The sequence below is a fragment of the Chitinophaga silvatica genome (assembly GCF_003419895.1).
GTDB lineage: Bacteria > Bacteroidota > Bacteroidia > Chitinophagales > Chitinophagaceae > Chitinophaga > Chitinophaga silvatica.
Genome location: NZ_QPMM01000006.1, coordinates 225,723 through 242,551, shown reverse-complemented (window position 1 = coordinate 242,551; position 16,829 = coordinate 225,723). Strand labels below are relative to the sequence as shown.

The 16,829-nt window shown below is 40.9% G+C and carries 10 protein-coding genes; 5 read left to right on the top strand and 5 right to left on the bottom strand.

Annotated features, from left to right (window positions below; genetic code table 11):
• Positions 1-104: 104 nt before the first annotated feature.
• The 3 genes from DVR12_RS12125 to DVR12_RS12115 all read left to right on the top strand — a co-directional run bounded on the left by DVR12_RS12125 (position 105) and on the right by DVR12_RS12115 (position 5,872).
• Complete coding sequence (locus DVR12_RS12125) at positions 105-3,551, top strand: SusC/RagA family TonB-linked outer membrane protein (RefSeq protein WP_158563260.1); 3,447 nt, start codon at positions 105-107, stop codon at positions 3,549-3,551.
• An 11-nt stretch (positions 3,552-3,562) separates the two neighbouring features.
• Entirely contained in the window at positions 3,563-5,053 is a 1,491-nt protein-coding gene (locus tag DVR12_RS12120; RefSeq protein ID WP_116975939.1) for a SusD/RagB family nutrient-binding outer membrane lipoprotein, read from the top strand.
• A gap of 114 nt (positions 5,054-5,167) precedes the next feature.
• Positions 5,168-5,872: a DUF2490 domain-containing protein gene (locus DVR12_RS12115; protein ID WP_116975938.1), complete on the top strand. Its 705-nt coding sequence runs from the start codon at positions 5,168-5,170 to the stop codon at positions 5,870-5,872.
• Positions 5,873-6,472: 600 nt separating this feature from the next.
• Here the strand turns inward: DVR12_RS12115 and DVR12_RS12110 are convergent.
• The 3 genes from DVR12_RS12110 to DVR12_RS12100 form a co-directional block, all read right to left on the bottom strand.
• Entirely contained in the window at positions 6,473-6,964 is a 492-nt protein-coding gene (locus DVR12_RS12110) for a YcxB family protein (RefSeq protein WP_116975937.1), read from the bottom strand.
• 24 nt (positions 6,965-6,988) lie between these two features.
• Positions 6,989-7,495 carry a hypothetical protein gene (locus DVR12_RS12105; RefSeq protein WP_116975936.1) on the bottom strand — a complete coding sequence of 169 codons (507 nt, stop codon included), beginning with the start codon at positions 7,493-7,495 and terminating at the stop codon, positions 6,989-6,991.
• Positions 7,496-8,035: 540 nt separating this feature from the next.
• Complete coding sequence (locus tag DVR12_RS12100; RefSeq protein ID WP_116975935.1) at positions 8,036-11,284, bottom strand: vitamin B12-dependent ribonucleotide reductase; 3,249 nt, start codon at positions 11,282-11,284, stop codon at positions 8,036-8,038.
• Between the two features lie 342 nt (positions 11,285-11,626).
• On the opposite strand from DVR12_RS12100, the gene DVR12_RS12095 reads away from it, so the two are divergent.
• Positions 11,627-12,382 (top strand): geranylgeranylglyceryl/heptaprenylglyceryl phosphate synthase, encoded by a 756-nt coding sequence (locus DVR12_RS12095; protein WP_116975934.1) that lies wholly within the window; start codon positions 11,627-11,629, stop codon positions 12,380-12,382.
• 445 nt (positions 12,383-12,827) lie between these two features.
• Here the strand turns inward: DVR12_RS12095 and DVR12_RS12090 are convergent, their stop codons facing one another.
• The gene (locus tag DVR12_RS12090) at positions 12,828-13,556 is read right to left on the bottom strand and encodes a LytR/AlgR family response regulator transcription factor (RefSeq protein WP_116975933.1); all 729 of its coding nucleotides are present in this window, start codon (positions 13,554-13,556) and stop codon (positions 12,828-12,830) included.
• A 52-nt stretch (positions 13,557-13,608) separates the two neighbouring features.
• The gene (locus DVR12_RS12085; protein ID WP_116975932.1) at positions 13,609-14,637 is read right to left on the bottom strand and encodes a sensor histidine kinase; all 1,029 of its coding nucleotides are present in this window, start codon (positions 14,635-14,637) and stop codon (positions 13,609-13,611) included.
• A 216-nt stretch (positions 14,638-14,853) separates the two neighbouring features.
• Here DVR12_RS12085 and dxs point away from each other — a divergent pair, with 216 nt between their 5' ends.
• Positions 14,854-16,779, top strand: coding sequence for a 1-deoxy-D-xylulose-5-phosphate synthase (gene dxs / locus DVR12_RS12080; RefSeq protein ID WP_116975931.1), 1,926 nt, complete (start codon positions 14,854-14,856; stop codon positions 16,777-16,779).
• Positions 16,780-16,829 lie beyond the last annotated feature (50 nt).

Here is a 16,829-nt window from a genome sequence, read left to right as displayed (position 1 = left end):
ATTGTAAAGAGGAGTTTGATTGTATTGTTATATTGATGGACCAACAGTATAACAATAGACGAAACTCTGTCAGAAAAAATTGTAACCAAATTTTTAATCATATCATGAGAAGCCAAGTACTAGCCTGGTCGGGGCTGTGCTATGCCTTTTTCTGCTCAGTCAGCAGCGCATATGCAAAACCCGATAGGCACCTCACTGCCATGCAAGCTGATACCTCTGTGCCAGTAGTTATAAAACCCGCTGCTGATTCAAGTAACCCAACTAAAGACACAACCCAACCCGCTCAGGATACCACTAAAAAACCTGTTAAACCAAAAGAAGACACAGCTCTGATTTTACCTCCTGATCCGGCAACTGCAAAAAGTGAAGCCAATAAATTTTCTGTAACAGGTGAAGTAAAAGACGATAAAGGAACTCCAATTCCTGGCGCCATTATCAGAAATAAAACAGCTAAACTCAATGCCCAGTCAGATCCTACCGGTAAATACAGTATCAAAGCACAGGTAGGTGATACCTTGCTGATTACGGCTCCTACCTACAGCGAACAATCCTATCATGTTGCAAAACGCGGTGCCGCCAATTTTAAACTTATGGCTGCTAGTGCAACCAATAAAGTATTGAACGAAGTAGTCGTTACCGCCCTCGGCATCAAGAAAAATCCACGCTCTGTAGGTTATGCCATTCAGGAAGTTAGCGGGAATGCTGTTCAGGAAGCTAAAGAAGTGAACTTTGTAAACGCCCTTGCCGGTAAAGTGCCTGGCGTACAAATCAATACCAATACAGGCTCTATGGGTGGTGCAAGTAAAATCACCATTCGTGGGGTCAAATCTATATTAGGCGATAACAATGCTTTCTTTGTATTGGATGGTGTACCTATGCTCAATAGCGTTACCAACGATCCTGGCCAGCAAAACGGAGGCGGGGGATACGACTACGGTAGCCCAATGCAGGACATCAATCCGGAAGATATCGAAAACATTTCCGTGCTGAAAGGCGCCGCCGCTACTGCTCTCTATGGCAGCAGAGGTGCCAACGGTGTGTTATTAATTACAACAAAAAAACGTCCGGAAACCGAACGTGGATTAGGCGTTACTTACAGCCTGAATGCACAGATAGACCAGGTAGCCGTACTTCCTAAATATCAGAATATGTATGGTGGTGGCAGTGCAGGAAAATTTGATACCCTGTATTATAACCAACACCCCGAAGCTTTCTTAAACGAACAAGCTGCAACATACGACGATAATAATGGTAAAGGTAGATATGATCTCCTCCCTCAATATGCCGTTGATGAATCCTGGGGCCCAAAACTGGATGGTAGATTAGTTCGCCATTACTGGTCCTGGGATCAAAACAAAAACAATCCGTACTTTGGGCAAACCGCTCCCTGGATCGCACATCCGAATAATGTAAAAGACTTCTACAGAACAGGGTTTACACTCACAAATAATATAGCCCTCGCCGGTAGTAATGATAAAGGGAGCTTCAGACTCTCATACGGCAATATGGATCAAACCTTTGTTTTACCCAATGCCACCAATAAAAGAAATAATCTCTCTGTTAATGGTAACTATGAGGTAAGCAAAGGGGTTAGGGCCGTAGCCAGCATCAATTATTCCTCCTTAAATGTGAAAGGCAGGCCAGGCACCGGATTTACTGGTCCAAACCCTACTCTCCAATTCACCATGTATGGTCAGCGCCAGCTGGATCTGGATATGGAGAAACGCTATAAATATGATGATGGCTCTCAGATCACCTGGAACCGTAAAGCATGGGATAATCCTGGTATTGCATCCAGCAACGGCCCTTACTGGAACAGATATATGGATTACGAAACTGACTCCAGAAACCGTATTTATGGCTATGCAGGGGTTGATATAGAAGCTAATAAATGGCTTTCCTTCACCGGTCGTGTATTCATGGACGATTACAATACCCTTGAAGAAGAAAGAACTGCCAAGGATTATTTAGTAGGTGGTTACATCAAACGTGTACGCACTACCCGTGAAATGAACTATCAGGTAACAGCAGACATCAGAAAAAATTTAGGTACGGATTTCCAGCTAAATGCAACAGTCGGTGGTAATGTAATGCACCGTAAATGGACAGTTACAGGAGGTTCTACCGTTGGAGGATTGATTACTAAAGATGTTTATAATCTAGCTAATTCTATTCAAACAGCCACTCCGATAGATCAATTCTACGAAAAGCAGATTAACTCAGTATTTGCCACGGCAAATCTTGGATATAAAAATTTCCTTTTTCTTGATTTAACCGGCCGTAGCGATTGGTCATCTACCCTTAAAAAGGGTAATAATCAATACTTCTATCCTTCCAGCTCCCTGTCTTTTGTGTTCTCTGATCTGCTGAAAGAATGGAAATGGCTGTCATACGGTAAATTAAGAGCCAGTGTGGCCGCTGTGGGTAGCGATGCTGCTGATCCATACAGAATTTACAATACCTACGATTTTGTTCCTCCATTTGGCACCAATCCGGTATCACAATTTACTGCTACTCTCTATAATGAGAATCTGAAACCTGAAAGAACAACAGAAGTTGAAACTGGTACTGAATTGAAATTCCTGGATAATAGAATTGGAATTGATTTCACCTATTACCGCCGGGTAACCAAAGATCAGATTATTACATTGGCACTTCCGTCTGCAACCGGCTTCACAGGAGCATTTGTTAATGGTGGTAGTGTAGAAAACAAAGGGATAGAAATAGGCATCAATTTAAATCCTATTCGCCTTAAAAATGGCTTCCGTTGGGATATTAGCGCCAATGTTGCCCGTAATCGCAACAAAGTATTAAACCTGAATATCGAACAATACAAAACCTCTCTGGATTATCTGACTATTGGCACCGATCGCCGTACCCAGAAAGTATCTGTGGTAGGTCAGGTTGGAGAGCCTTTAGGTACTATCAGAGGAACAGATTATACCTATCTGAACGGAGAGAAAGTAGTTGATGCTTTAGGCAGATATGTACCAAGCGCAATAAAACCAATCGGAAATGCCTATCCTGATTATGTAGGAGGTATTACCAACAGCTTTACCTTCAAAGGCATCTATCTCAGTGCCCTGGTAGATTTCCAGCATGGAGGTGATTTCTTCAGCTACACAAATCTTTACGGAAATAAATCCGGGTTATTGGAAACTACTGTGGAAAACGGTATTCGTGAAAATGGCATTATTGTTCCAGGTGTTACAGCAGATGGTCATCAAAATACCACCAAAATAACCGCCCAGGACCACTTTAACTATAATGGAGGAAATGTAATCAGCAAAGCCAATTTATATGATGCCAGTTATATCTATCTGAGAGAAGCTAAAATCGGCTACAATCTCCCGGAGAATTGGTATAAAAAGATAGGGGCTCAAAGTGTAAGACTATCATTATATGGCCGTAATCTATGGCTAATCAAGTCTAACGCCCCGAATGTAGATCCATCTAATATCCTCAACTCAGCATCCAATGTGCAGGGGATAGAAGGAGGAGCCTTACCGTCTCTTCGTTCCTATGGATTTAACCTGAATGTATCATTCTAAATTTTGTGACGATGACTAAAAAGCAATTACTCAAATATAGCAGCGCCATACTAGTATTGGTTTTTCTGATCACCGGCTGTAAAAAGCTGGATGATATGGCACATGACCCAACGAAGCCAACTACTGCCGAACCTAAGTATTTATTGACAGGTGCTCAAAAAACCGCAATGGATATGCTGTATAGCGGTTTACAGAATGGCTTCATTGCAATGAACTATGCACAGTACTGGACAGGAAATTCAAGAACCAACGACAGTCAGTATACCCTCGATGAAGGAAATAATGCAGCTTTATGGAATAACCTTTATAGGATCTCATTACATAATCTCGATGATCTGATCAAACAAAATAACAGCAAGCTAAGCGAACCGGGCATCGTTAATCAAAATGCTATTGCACGTATTACAAGTGCCTGGATTTATCAGATTCTGGCAGATGCTTATGGTAATATTCCATATTCTCAAACATTTGAAAGTACTACCAATATTACTCCCAGATATGATGATGCAGCTACTGTATATCAATCTCTGATAGATACATTGGAGCATCAGATAACAATAATGGATGAAGGCCAGATCAGCTTCGATGCAGGAGATGTTATTTATAACGGAGATGTAAAGAAATGGAAAAAGCTGGCTCATTCCCTGATTCTCAGATTAGCAATCAGAATGGCCGATGCAAAACCAGATATTGCACGCCAGGCCATTGAAGCACACTATTCACAAGCCTTCAGCAGCAATGCCGACGATGCTCTGTTTAAATACCTCGATGCCGCTCCAAATAAATTTCCTTTTAACGAATCAGAACGTCCGATCATTGATTTCTCCGTTAGTGAAACATTGGTCGATTATTTGAAGCAGGTAAATGATCCCAGACTGACCATTTATGCACGCCCTGCAAAAAATACTGATACTATTAAAGGTATGCCATATGGCTGGGCAGCCTCCGATACATTAAGATTGGCGCTCGACTATTACTCAATGCCAGGTAAACAGGTTTATAGTGCAACAATGCCAGGAATCCTAATGAGTTATTCGGAAGTAGCATTTATTCTTGCTGAAGCCTCAGCAAGGGGAATGAATGTAGGAGAAAGTGCAGCCAGTTATTATGAAAATGGTATAAGGGCTTCTATGCTTTTCTGGAAGGGATTAACTCAAAGTGATAATATCAACGATGTTAGCATTGCAGCTTATATAAAAGGGGTGCCTTTTGTAGCTGCCGACTGGAGAAATGTGATAGGTTCACAGAAGTGGCTTTCCCTTTATCCACAAGGTTTCCAGGCATGGTTTGAAAGAACCAGACTGCATTTCAACAAACCAGGAGGAAAATCATTGTTCATTGCACCGGTTTCAGGGTCACTGGACCCAAGTGTAAAGATGGTACCGCTCAGGCTTACCTATTTGATTTCTGAGCAAACGCAGAACAAAGCCAGCTATGAAGCAGCTGCAAAAGCAATTGGTCAGGATACCAAAGGAAACGCCCTGTGGTACAATAAATTTTGATACAACAATCAACTATAGCTAAACAACAATCTGCCGGCGCCTGCTTCTGCGGGCGCTTTTCTTTTTTCCACCTGTTTTTACCTATCTTTAACGCTACCTATATTTTCAAATTTTATGAAGAAAGTACTGTTAGCGTTGGCTATGACCGCCATTGTTCGAATTTCGTATGCACAAACCACAACACATGCTTATCAAAATTGGTATACCTATTTTGGTACCTTAAAAATGAATAACAAATGGGCCATCCCCTTTGATATTCAGGGCAGGATCCGCGATGGTATCAGCAATAAAGGCCAGTTATTGATGAGAGCCGGACTTCAATATTCTCTTACATCACAGGATCAGGTGTTATTGGGATATGCTTTCGTTCCGACCTATAACAATGTTAGTGAAACCTGGCTGCCGGAGCAGCGGATCTTCGAACAGTATATTCACAAATCAAAGCAGATCGACATGACGCATAGGGTAAGGCTGGAGCAGCGTTGGGTGGCTCAACCCTCTGTGCCCGGTTCTCCGCATGCGATAGGTGATTGGAAATACGGCAATCGGGCCCGTTATTTCAACCGAACCCAACTGGCAATTAAGCCAACTCCATTCTATGTAGCATTACAGGATGAAATATTCCTGAATTTATGGGGTAATGATATCAGCAACCTGTTATTTGATCAGAACCGTTTCCTGGCAGCTTTTGGGTATCAATTCAATGCTAAACTAAAGGCTGATATCGGTTATATGAACCAATTTATTCAGGTGAATTCAGGAGCCAAGACAATGAATCATATTTTGCATTTTAGTGTATTCCAAACCATCAATCTGTAGCAATAATTGATTTTTTAATCGTAGAGGTGGGTTTAGTTTTATATTGATTTCAAATTTTATTTGATCGATATCTGATTTTATTTATATGGATGTGATTGGTAAGTTTCTTTGACTGTTAGTAGGGTGAGGAAAAGCCCAACGCTATTAAGTTAAGAGGAATGGGCTTCGATTTTATTGTCTTTAAATGATTGATAAATTTCCTTTACCGTAGTTGGGCAGGGGTAAATGTATTGCCCCTACAGGGTTTCAGCGAATTGCAGTTTCTATATTGTAGAATTGTTCCTTTACAGAATTGAAATTAGTAGATCGACTTTTAACATGAAATATTACTACCAGATGAAAATATAGTTTCGCTGAAACCCTGTAGGGGCGGGGCTTGCCCCCGCCCAACCGACGGTAAAAGAAGCCAATCCTTTAAATTGAATTCAATTTGCTCAACATCCGTCCTCTTAACTTAAAAGCATTGATCTCGCTAGTCTACAATATAGTTAACCAAAAAGCTCATCAAATTAAAGTCGATCTACCCAGCTTTTGCAAGCCAACAATACTATACAACCAATACTACCCAGCCTGTATTCTTGCTGGCAAAACATTGTATTATCATTTATAATTTGAAAACTTCTCCTTTAACATTTCAGCGAACTGAGAATAGGCTTCCTGGGTTTGGAATGCGGAGATAGGGATGAGGAAGAATGTTTTTTTATCTCTGTACAGGAAGAAGAATTTTTTTGTTTCCACTACCTGAGAGAAGTTGTTCCAGCCGATAGCACGTTGGTGATCGCTGGATCTTGTTGAAATCAGGAGTCCGTCATCCGAGTAATTCAGACGAATATTATCCTTGAATGTAGCTGCTTTATTATAGATGGAAATCGGTAAAAGGTACCAGAATACCCATCCTATTACCAGGATCATGATAACAATACCGGTAAAGGTGGCAGGTGTAACTACCCGATAAAAATAACCCGTAAGGGTGGCTAAAAACAGAATAATGAGGGTATTGCGAAAGACCTTGATCTCTCCACGTTGCATAAAATGGTAGCGCAATGCATGTAACACCTCACTCTTGTCGTAACTAAACTCTAAACTCTGCATGCAATTCGAACTCCAAAACGAATTTTATCTGTTAACGGAAATAGACATAGGGTTATCCATTTCATCCCGCACAGTAACAGGAGCTTCTTTCTTCCTGGTGCGTTTTATGTTGGATAGGTCATCCTCTCCGAAGCCCGGAAAGTTTTTCTTGATGAAAAGGAAATATTGTTGCAAGGTCTTAGGATCCACTTTAAAAGGGAAAGCCATCTCCTTACCACCTCCTTTAAGGAAGTCGTCTGTATTTATCTTGTTTTCGTTTTGTAAATACCACTTGTACAAATCTACTATAGCTTTCTCCAACTCTGCTTCGTCAACTTTTTCAGTTGGCTCTAATCGTGGAAACATTAACACAAACTCTTCAACCCTAACAGGCTTGGCAGCGGCATTTGTGTTCTTGGAGGAGGTATTACGGTTGTCATTGTTATCACCGTTTTTATCCCCGTTATTATCCCCATTTTTGAAACCAGTGCTGGCATTTGCTGAAGCGACTGCGGTCAAAACTACCAACAGTAAGAACAACAGCTTCTTCATAAGGTATCAAAATTTTCGATCCTAAAAATACAATTATCTTTTGAAGATTTATAACAGGCTCAAAAAAATCGTGGAAATCTTCTAAAAAAACAAAAGCAATGGACGAACCATTGCTTTCGAGAGTCATTTACAGTGCATGATGATTCACGCGGTGTAGGAATATTTGGTTTTTCATAGGACAGTAACCATAATAAAAATTAATACAATAACAAATATAATAAAATTATATCGTGAGTTGGGCAAAAGATTAAATATTAGAAAAAATCAAATATTTGAAGCCATAATTTTAAATGCTTCAACAAAATCGATTTTTTTAGAAAATTTTCAAATACAAAAAAGGAAACCACAATCGACAGAGCCGTCGATCGCTATACTTAGAAGGAGGAGTTTTCTTAAAAAGTAAGGGCGCCTAGAAAAGCGCCCTCAATTTGTTACTATCCTATGAAAACCCTATTTGAATACAAAGGTAAGGGCATGTTATTTTTCTTTGAAATTTTAAAGGCACAATAACATATCATTAACAAGAAGTTGCAACATCAATCAGCTACAACCCATACTGGTACCGCAGTTCAGACACTTATAACAAGTTCCGGACCGGACCGTAATATGCCCGCATGTCGTACATGCTGGTGCATCGCTTTGCATCTGTTTTAAATACTCCTGTTCCTGCTGCTGACCCGCTGCCACCTTCACCGGCGCGGGTTTTACATGAACTGTTGACGCCGAAGGCGCTTCTGCTTCATTTACCTCTGTATCTTCCTCATCAGGTACATGCACTAAATCACTCCGCTGCAAATATTCATACCCCAATACCCTGAAAATATAATCCACCAATGAGGTCGCCGACTTAATATTTGGATGATCTACCCGCCCCGCCGGCTCAAACCTGGTAAATATGAACTTATCCACAAATTCCTCCAACGGAACTCCGTATTGCAAACCTACCGACACCGCTATCGCAAAACAATTCATCAAACTACGAAGGGTAGAACCCTCCTTAGCCAGATCAATAAAGATCTCTCCTAATGTTCCATCATTATACTCTCCGGTTCTCAGAAAAATTACTTGTCCACCTACATTCGCCTTCTGCGTAAATCCCCCTCTTTTACTCGGCAAGGCCTGCCGTTCTACGATTCTTGATAACTGCCTCTTCAATTTGGTATCCCGACTCGCCAACATACGCTGATTTACTTCTTCCAGTAAAGCCTCTGTGGGGAGCTGTTTCAGGTCACCACCCTGAACATTTGCCTGTTCTGCTTTCTTCTTCTTTTCTGTTTTATTACTAAGTGGCTGGCTCAATTTGCTACCATCTCTATATAATGCACATGCTTTTAATCCCAATTCCCAACTCATCATATAGGAGTCAGCTATTTCGGCCACTGTAGCTTCATGTGGTAAGTTAATCGTCTTGGAAATCGCACCGGAAATAAATGGCTGTACAGCTGCCATCATCCTTATATGACCATGCGGATGAATATATCGCTCTCCATGTTTTCCACATTTATTGGCTGTATCAAAAACCGGCAAATGCTCTGTTTTGAGATAGGGAGCACCTTCTACGGTCATAGTACCACATATATAGTCATTTGCCGCCTCTATCTGTTCATCTGTAAATCCAAGTGCATGCAATAAACTGAATTCAAGGTTAAAGTATTCTTCTGCTTTAAATCCAAGTCTTTGCAAACATTCTTCGCCCAACGTATACACATTAAATACAAAGGAAATATCGAAAGAGGAAGCAACTGCTGTATCTAATCTTTTAAGTTCTTCTCCGATAAACCCTTTCTCACTAAGGGTTTGGTGATTGATATACGGAGAGCCGGAAAAACTTCCGGCACCTTTTGCATAATCTACTATTGCTTTTATTTCATGTTCATTATATCCCAGATTTTTTAAAGCAGAAGGAATAGATTGATTAATGATCTTAAAATATCCACCTCCTGAGAGCTTTTTAAATTTCACCAGTGCAAAATCAGGTTCTACGCCGGTTGTATCACAATCCATGACTAATCCTATTGTTCCTGTTGGGGCAATAACAGTGGTTTGTGCATTTCTGTAACCATATTGCTCACCCATTTTTACGGCTTCGTCCCAGGCTTTGGTAGCCGCTTTAAGCAAATAATCCTCGCAATAACGGGCATTAATTCCCTGAGGCTTAATTTCCAATCCATCGTAGGCTTCTGCGGCATCATAAGCCGCCGCACGGTGATTGCGCATTACTCTCAGCATGTCGGCGCTGTTTTCTTTATATTTAGGGAACGGACCTAAAATTGAGGCCAGCTCTGCCGATGTTTTATAGGCAACCCCTGTCATAATTGCTGATACTGCCCCGGCAATTCCGCGGGCTTCTTCGCTGTCGTAAGCAATTCCATCTACCATCAGCATAGAACCCAGATTGGCATATCCCAGCCCCAGCGTTCTGTAATCATAACTCAATTGTGCTACCTCCTCAGACGGAAACTGTGCCATTAGTACCGATAGTTCAAGAACCACCGTCCATAGTCTTACAGTGTATTCAAAACCAGGCACATCAAACAAACGCGTCTTTTCATCGAAGAAACGTCGAAGATTTACAGAAGCCAGGTTACAGGCGGTATCGTCCAGGAACATATATTCAGAACAAGGATTGGAGGCATTAATACGACCTCCTTTGGGGCAGGTATGCCATTCATTGATGGTAGTATCGTATTGGGTACCCGGATCGGCACATCTCCAGGCAGCATAATTAATCTGATCCCATAATTCGGTAGCTCTGACAGTTTTTATAGTTTTACCGGTGGTTCGGGCAATTAACGGCCATTCTGCATCTGCTTTCAATGCTTTGAAGAAACTATTTGGTACACGAACAGAATTATTGGAATTCTGTCCGGATACTGTTTTATAAGCCTCCCCTTCGTAATCTGATGAATATCCGGCAGCTATCAGCGCAGCTACTTTCTTTTCTTCTTCCACTTTCCAGTTTACAAATTCCATTATTTCGGGGTGATCGAGATCCAGGCATACCATTTTGGCTGCCCGGCGGGTGGTACCACCGGATTTTATTGCACCGGCAGCTCTGTCACCAATTTTCAGGAAACTCATTAAGCCGCTGGAGGTTCCTCCACCGCTCAATTTTTCGCCATCTCCGCGAATAGAGGAGTAGTTGGTGCCCACTCCAGACCCATATTTAAAGATTCTGGCTTCCCGCAACCAGAGGTCCATTATTCCACCTTTATTTACCAGATCGTCCTTTACGCTTAAAATAAAGCATGCATGGGGCTGAGGACGTTCGTATGCGGAAGTCGATTTTTCCAGCTTCCCGGTTTGCTGTTCTACATAATAATGGCCCTGTGGCGACCCTTTAATTCCATATGATGAATATAACCCGGTATTGAACCATTGTGGCGAATTTGGCACACAAGATTGGTTTAGCATGGAAAATGTCAGTTCATCATAAAAAATATCTGCATCCTCCTTACTTGCAAAATATCCATATTTCTCGCCCCAGCTTTTCCAGCAATCAACCATGCGATGCACTACTTGTTTGATGGAAGTTTCCCGGCCTGTAGACCCATCTGGTTGCGGTACTCCTGCTTTCCGGAAATATTTCTGTGCAAGTATATCAGTAGCAATTTGCGACCACCCCGATGGTACTTCCACATTATTCATCTCGAAAACTACGTCACCACCCGGATTGCGGATCACAGACGAGCGTAATTCGTACGTAAACTGATCGTAAGGACTCTGACCTTCTTTAGTAAAATGGCGGGTAAAATTGAGCCCACTCAAAGGATTGCCTGGATTTTTCATGCCCAATGTTTTTCTATGTGAATGGAATGAGGTTAGTGAATGAGGGTTATCTAAAATTAAACTTTTAAAAGAAGCAAACAGAGGTTTTGTTATGCACAGATGTGAGAAAAATGTTAAAACAGTTTAGGCTGGCATTTGTTATAACTATGACGCCTATTTTAAATTCGGCTCAAAATTTGTCGGAAAAGTTAAAATTATAGATGTATAATAAAGAGTATCGTAGGTATCAAGAAGAATATGAATAGAAAATGAATTGAATTCATATATATTTAGTTTATTAAGCAATGTGTGTTATTAATAAAAATATTATACATTTGCGACAACCGGAACAATGCGCTATTGATGTACAATAAAATATACACTTCGTTCATCGAAAGAAAGGCTAAGAAAGAAAAGGCATTCGCGGTTTTAATAGATCCGGATAAGGTTACTCCTGCCGGTATAATTGAACTTGCAGCCAAATGTACTGCTGCCAAAGTTGATTACATCTTCCTTGGTGGTAGTTTAGTAATATCGGACCATCTCGATGAATGTGTGCAACAACTCAAAGCAAGCTGTGATATTCCAGTTGTGTTATTTCCTGGTAGCCCTTCACAAGTTTCTAAATATGCCGATGCCTTGCTATATCTTTCGGTAATCTCTGGGAGAAACCCGGAATTATTGATTGGTCAGCATGTGGTATCAGCTGCTGCTGTTAAGAAAAGTGGATTAGAAGTAATTTCTACTGGTTACATGGTAATTGATGGTGGTGCGCCTACCACTGTTTCTTATATAAGCAACACTACTCCTATCCCAGCAGATAAAGCCGATATTGCTCTCTGTACTGCCATGGCAGGCGAAATGCTTGGCATGAAAGTAATTTACATGGATGCCGGAAGCGGTGCCAAAGTACCAATTACCGAAAGCATGATTAACAGAGTTGCCAGTCACGTTCAAGCTCCTATCATCGTAGGTGGTGGTATTAAGGATGCTGAAAAAGCTTATCTGAACTGCAAAGCAGGTGCCGACATATTAGTTGTTGGTAATGCAATCGAAAAAGATCTTTCTCTGATAAAAGAATTGGCAGATGCTGTACACTCAGTACCAGTAAACGTTTAATTCAATAACTTTTTAAAGAAAAAGGGTTTGATCAATAACTGATCAAACCCTTTTTCTTTTAATACCCCCAATCAAAATATCTTCATCAATCTATATAAATCATCCTTTTCAATCCCTTCAAACTACTTTCTGAACATCACTTTCAGATAAATTTAAGCATCATGAAAAAAGATTCATACAAGATTCCAATCGTCACTTCATTTGGGCTTAATTAATTCGCAGAGGTCCCAGGAATTTTGATATTTACCTTTCCCTTAAAAAACATTATTTATTCAGAAGTTACTATACAAATTTACTAACAAAGAATTCTTTCAACAAATAAATAACTACACAACTTATTAATAATCAATATGTTAATTTAAGTATCAAAATAATAAAGGATTTTGTTTTCGAATTAAATTCGTCAACAAAATCCTTTATAAATATTCTTTTAGATTGATAAAAATTACAAGCTCATCATTTCTTTGAACTTAACAGCCTGACGCCTGCTCACCTCAATTTTCTCTCCTCCCTTCATTTCCAGCAATAATCCACCGTTGAAATACGTATCAATTTTTTCAATCATTCTCAGATTCACAATATGCTTTCTGTTGGCTCTGAAAAAAGTACGTTCATCCAAACGTTCTTCCAAAGCATTCAGAGATTTGAGGATCAGCGGCTTATTTGCTTCAAAATACACCCTGGCGTAGTTTCCCACACTTTCAAACAGGCGAATTTCCTGCAATTTCACAAACCAACAACGATCTCCGTCTTTTACAAAAACCTGATCGTTCTCTGAAAGTAAAGAACGAATTCCTGTAGAAGAAGCCATTCTATCTTTTTCATCCTGCTGATGCAGCTTATGAATTGCATCCGCCAAACGCTTAGGTTCTATTGGCTTAAGCAAATAGTCTAATGCATTATACTCAAATGCTTTCAACGCATATTCGTCGTAAGCTGTTGTAAATATTACCTGTGGTGCTTTTTCAAGATCTGCCAGTAAATCAAATCCTGTTTTATCGGGCATCTGAATATCAAGAAACAGCAAGTCGGGATGCAGCGACTCTATCTTCTCTATACCATCCTTCGCATTCACAGCTTCTCCTACCACCACTATTTCCGGGTGATCAGCCAGCAGTTTTTTAAGTTCACTTCTGGCCAGTCGTTCATCATCTATTATCAATGCTTTTTTCATTGGCAATATGAAGTTTGGTTGATGATTTAAAATTGTTAAACATCTATATTTTTTAGAGCAATGGCATTACTACTTTAGCTTCAACCGTTTGCTCATCCTTATTTCTGATTTCAAAGGAAGCTTTACTTCCAAATAGCAGGCTCAGACGCTGTCTGGTGCTCTGTAATCCAAACCCTTTTCCCTTATCATCCACTATCTGACCTGTATTTTCAATAGTAATAATATGTTGGGATCCCTTTATTGAGGAGTGAATATTCACGTAACCACCCATTATAATACGCGAAATTCCATGCTTTATGGCATTTTCAACCAATGTCTGCAACATCATCGGAGGTACCTGAAGTTCCAGGGTATCCGGATCTATTTCATACTTTACGCTCAATCGTTCCTCAAATCGGATAAGTTCAAGTGCAAGATAATCTTTTACGATGTTTAATTCGTTCTCCAGACTCACTGTTTCCGCTTTTTCCGTTTGCATGGAGCTTCTCAGAATATTAGATAATTCTGTAATGGCAGTTCTGGCTCTTTGTGGATTTTCATCTATCAATGCCCTGATACTATTCAATGCATTGAAAATAAAATGAGGGTTCATCTGAGCTTTAATGGTTTTAAGCTCAAGTTCTTTAACAGTGGCCTCTAATTTCAACTGATCTACCTGTGCCATCCGGTTCTTCTCCACATAATGCCATAGGAAATATAAAATCCACCACAATAACGCTATCACCGTGGCCGACCCGATTACCACAAATACCGGAGTTGTTACGATTTTTAACCATATACCGCCAACCAGGTAATATCCAACATATAGTGTTAAAGCTGAACCTATCATCAGGCTCAGAAAAAGCATTATTTGTTTCTCAATACTGAAATAAACCCAGTTTAACTGGTGAATCAGTGTACGAAACAGATGTGTGGATAAAACCCCAAAGAAGGCAAACAACACCAGGGTTAATGCATTAATCCAGAAGTATGGAGAATAAATGGATACTCCGTTCGTTAATGTAAAAAATAAATTGATCAGAAGATAAATAGACCATCCCACTATCTGACACCACCAATATTTGTTTATTTGCCTAAACATTTGATCAAATTAGTAAACTTACAGTTATTCCAAAAATACCCCTCACATACCCCCTTTTTATACTGAATTGTTATAAATGGCGAATCAGCATCGGTAAATGGCAGATGAAAATACCTGAATGGTGAAATATACGAAAACCTGCCTAATTTCCGTGGTTCAGATCATATTTTATATGTATTTTTGTCTCCTAACAAATCATAAAATCCGAGCCACATTATGAATATAAAGGCAGGTCAACTGTTAAGCCAAATCGAATACCCCTCTGATTTGCGTAAGCTGAATAAAGATCAGCTTCACCAGGTATGTGAGGAATTACGTCAGTACATCATTGACGTAGTAAGTGTGCATGGTGGCCACTTTGCGGCCAGTTTGGGAGTTGTTGAACTGACGGTGGCATTGCACTATGTATTCAATACGCCTTACGATCAACTGGTTTGGGATGTTGGTCACCAGGCTTATGGCCATAAAATACTTACCGGCCGTAGGGAATCATTTCCTACAAACCGGAAATATAAAGGAATCAGCGGATTCCCGAAAAGAGACGAGAGTGAATACGATACCTTCGGGGTTGGTCACTCCTCTACTTCCATTTCTGCCGCTCTGGGAATGGCAATGGCTTCTCACTATAAAGGAGAATTCGATCGCCAGCATATTGCAGTAATCGGCGATGGCGCCATGACAGCCGGAATGGCCTTCGAAGCACTGAACCACGCCGGGGTAGCCAACGCCAACGTGCTGATTATCCTCAACGATAACTGCATGTCTATCGACCCTAACGTAGGTGCGCTCAAAGAATATCTCACAGATATCACTACCTCCCCAACTTATAACAAAATGAGGGACGATGTCTGGAACCTGCTCGGCAAACTCCCTATCGGAAAGAAATTTACCCGCGATATGGCCTCAAAATTAGAAGCCAGCCTCAAAGGAGTAGTTTCTAAGTCGAGCAACCTGTTCGAAGCACTTAAAATGCGCTACTTCGGACCAATCGATGGCCACAACATCACTAAATTAGCTGATACCCTTCAGGATCTTAAAGATATTCCAGGCCCTAAACTGCTTCACATCGTTACCACTAAAGGTAAAGGATATGCTCTCGCAGAAAAGGACCAAACAACCTGGCATGCCCCGGGACTATTCGATAAAATAACCGGAGAAATCTTCAAAAAACCGGTTACCGCTCCACAACCTCCTAAATACCAGGATGTTTTTGGCCATACCATTATCGAACTGGCAGAAAAAAATGATAAAATATTGGGTATTACCCCCGCTATGCCCTCTGGCTCTTCCCTCAAATTCATGATGGAAAAAATGCCGGACAGAGCCTTCGACGTCGGAATTTGTGAACAACATGCTGTTACACTCTCCGCCGGTATGGCTACCCAGGGAATGCGGGTATTTTGTACCATCTACTCTTCCTTCTTCCAAAGGGCCTTCGATCAGGCCGTTCATGATGCTATCATCCAAAAACTACCGGTGGTCTTCTGCCTCGACAGAGCCGGACTGGTAGGAGAGGATGGCCCTACTCACCATGGCGCCTACGATATAGCCTACATGAGGGGCATACCAAATGTAATTATCAGTGCTCCGATGAATGAAGAAGAGCTGCGTAACCTGATGTATAGCGCACAATTGCCAGATAATAATCTGCCTTATGTGATCAGATATCCACGCGGCCAGGGCGTAATGCCTGAATGGCGCACTCCGTTTAAAGCAATTAAAACCGGTACCGGACGCAAAATCCGCGACGGAAAAGATATTGCCATTCTCTCACTGGGCCATACCGGTAACTTCGTTATGGATGCCTGCAAAGAATTGATGACTGATGGCTTGCAACCCGCACATTACGATATGCGGTTCGTAAAACCACTGGATGAGGCCATGCTTCATGAAGTATTCACCTCGTTCGACAAGGTTATCACCGTTGAAGATGGTACCGTTGTTGGCGGCTTCGGAACTGCTATCGTAGAATTCATGGCAGCTAATAACTACTCCGCTACCGTCAAAATATTAGGTATTCCTGACAGAATCATTGAACATGGCAAACCAGAAGAACTATACCGCGAATGCGGCTTCGACGCCCGCTCAATAGCCCAGGTAACCAGGGAATTGATGAAAGAAAAAATAACAGTTACTGTTTAAAATATCAAAAGAGGTTGTAATAATTACAACCTCTTTTTTTTAGCCATTTA